This is a genomic window from Butyrivibrio sp., from assembly GCF_024699075.1.
Window position 1 is genome coordinate 1 of the sequence record NZ_JAILQF010000172.1, and the last position, 3,020, is coordinate 3,020.

3 protein-coding genes are annotated in these 3,020 nt (G+C 39.6%); all 3 read left to right on the plus strand.

The genetic code is table 11. From position 1 onward, the window contains the following. Window positions 1–694, plus strand: a 694-nt coding sequence (locus K6G87_RS06775) for an ABC transporter permease subunit (RefSeq protein WP_296835235.1), incomplete at its 5' end; no start/stop codon positions are given. Next, on the plus strand, window positions 694–1,560 hold the full coding sequence (locus K6G87_RS06780) for a carbohydrate ABC transporter permease (protein ID WP_296835237.1): 867 nt from the start codon (window positions 694–696) through the stop codon (window positions 1,558–1,560). The genes K6G87_RS06775 and K6G87_RS06780, both read left to right, overlap by 1 nt. Window positions 1,561–1,686: 126 nt before the next feature. Beyond that, window positions 1,687–3,020, plus strand: a 1,334-nt coding sequence (locus K6G87_RS06785; RefSeq protein WP_296835239.1) for an extracellular solute-binding protein, incomplete at its 3' end; no start/stop codon positions are given.

Consider the following 3,020-nt stretch of genomic DNA (forward strand, 5'->3'; position numbering starts at 1 on the left):
GTCATCACTTAAAAACACACTTATTCTTAATATAGGTGACCTTATTCTTGGATTTCCATTTCCAATATTCCTTGCAATATTCTTAAATGAGCTTAGAAGCAGCAAGATAAGAAAAGCCACTCAGACACTTCTTTATCTTCCAAACTTTATGTCATGGGTTATTATTTCAGGAATATCAGTTCAGCTCCTTTCAGGATCAGGACTTGTTAATAATCTTATTACAAACCTTGGTGGTGGCAAGATCGATTTCCTTAGTAATCCATTTATATGGCGTTTTGTTTACTGGTTCTTTGGAATATGGCAGGGCGCAGGATATTCACTGATCATCTATCTTGCAGCACTCATGGCAGCAGATGCTTCCCTTGGAGAAGCTGCATATATAGACGGCGCGACAAGGCTTCAGAGAATCTGGTATGTAACAATACCTCAGATATCATCAACAATTACAGTACTTCTTATCATGCAGGTCGGAAAACTTGTCAGCATATCATTTGATCGTCCTTATATGATGGGTAATTCACTTGTAAAAGATGCTTCCGAAGTTATCAGTACATACGTATATAATACAGGTCTTGCAGCAGGAAGATTTGACTTTGCTACAGCCGTAGGTCTTTTCCAGACAGTAGTAGGTGTGGTTCTTGTTCTGACAGCTAATGGAGTTATTAAAAAGATGGGACAGGAGGGCATTGTCTGATGGGAACACTTAACAGTAAGCAGAAAAAATTATTTCAGATATGCTGGTCTGTATTTTTCATACTAATAACATGTATCGCAATGGTACCGATATTGAGAGTTGTAGCAGTATCATTCAGCTCTAAATCAGCAATTACAGCAGGCTCAGTTTCAATCTGGCCTGTAGGCTTTAATACAGAAGCATATATAAGAGCTTTTAAGACAGGAAGTTTTGTAAGAGCATTCGGATATTCAGTAGTTCTTATGCTTGGATCAACAGCTATCAACCTCTTGATGACAGTTTTGACAGCATATCCTCTGTCCAAGAAAAATCTTATAGGCGGAAGCCTCATAATGACACTTTTTGTTCTTACAATGTACCTTCATCCGGGAACAATACCAGAATATCTTAATGTAAGAGACTTTAAGCTTATAGATACTGTATGGGCACTGATAGTACCCGGTGCTTTATCAGCTTATAACATGATCATCATGTGCAACGGCTTTAAGGGAATAGATGATGCGATCTATGATGCAGCAAGAATTGATGGCTGCAGCGAGTTCAAGACACTTACAAGTATCGCTCTTCCTCTTGTATATCCCACGCTTGCAACACTTGGCCTTTTCTACGCAGTAGGAAGATGGAACGGAATCTCAGATGTTTTGTACTATATAAACTCATCAGAACTGTTCACTGTACAGATGGTACTTAAGCAGTATATTGAAGCAATTAACGTATCTGTAGAAGAAGGTCTTCAGACCAACCTTGTTGCTGAAAATATCAAGGCTGCTTCAATCGTTATTTCAATGCTTCCTATGCTCATCGTATATCCTTTTGTTCAGAAGTTCTTCACTAAAGGAATCATGGTCGGAGCTGTAAAGGGCTGATCTAAAAGATGTAATAGGGGAAAAGATTTTTAGAGAAGTAAAAAATTATAGTCTGTAGAAGTCTGTATAAGACTTTATAGATAAAGGGTGTATCAACAAACAACAAACTATAGGAGAGGGAAAAATATGAAAAAGACATTTGCAAAGAAAGTTCTTGCAGCAGGACTTACAGCGTCTATGATGCTTGGCACAGCAGCATGTGGCAGTTCAGGTACTACAACTTCAGGTGGTACTGATCAGGCATCATCAGGTGACGTTAAATCTGATCCTGTTACTATCAATGTAATGGTATGGGATCGTGGTAACGCAGCACCTGGTACAACTACTGAAGATAATGCACTTACACAGTGGATACAGGAGCAAATGCTCGAAAACTACAATATTACAGTAAACTATACAGCAGTTCCCCGTTCTGAGTCTGATGATAAGCTTAATATCATGATGGCAGGCGGATCTGCTCCTGATATCGTATTTACTTATAGCCAGGCAATGTTCTCAAACTTTGCAACATCTGGTGCACTTAAGGATCTCACAGCTCTTTACTCTGAGTATGGCTCAGACATTGAGAAGTATTGTACAGAAGCAGAGCCTCAGGGAATCATGGGAGATACAAGATATGCAGTCATGAAGCAGAGAGGAACAGAAAGCTCACGTCATACAGCATATATCCGTAAGGACTGGCTTGATGAACTTGGTATGGATATGCCTACAACCAAGGAAGAACTTGGAGAATATCTCTACGCTGTAAAGGAAGCTCAGCTTGGCGGAGAAAATACAATACCGTGGGCTATGTCAGGTCGTGAAGATACTGAGAAGATGTATCTTAACTTTATAGGATCATATGTAAATCTTGATGATGACAGAGAAGCATATTGCTACAACGAAGCATACATGGTAGCTAATGAAGATGCTAAGGCAGGTCTTGAACAGCTTAATCAATGGTACAAGGATGGCCTTATAAGCTCTGACTTTGCTACAGATACAAGCGAAGATGTTTATAATGCAGCAGTAGCTAATGGACAGGTTGGATTTGTTCTTGATGACTCAACGGCAATCTGGGACGAAACAGAAGTTCTTAACAACACACTTGGTGTAGATGAGACATTTGTTCCGATCATGCCTTTTGAACTTTCAGACGGATCATATCGTACACCTTATGAGTACAGATATGCTATGTATGTAATGATTCCTGCAACAACAGATGATACTAAGGCTGAAGCCTGCATGAAGTACCTCAACTGGCTTGCAAATCCTGATAACGCAGTTAAGGTTCGTTATACACCTGATTATACAACAACAGATAATGGCGTTGCTGTAGAGCCTTCTGAAGATGAGAAGAATGAAAAAGGATATCCCGGAACATGTGATGACCTTTGCATTATGAATCTTAACTTTGACTGGGTTAACGATTACGATGTACTTGCAGCTACAAACGTTGAAACACAGGCATCTGCATGGGC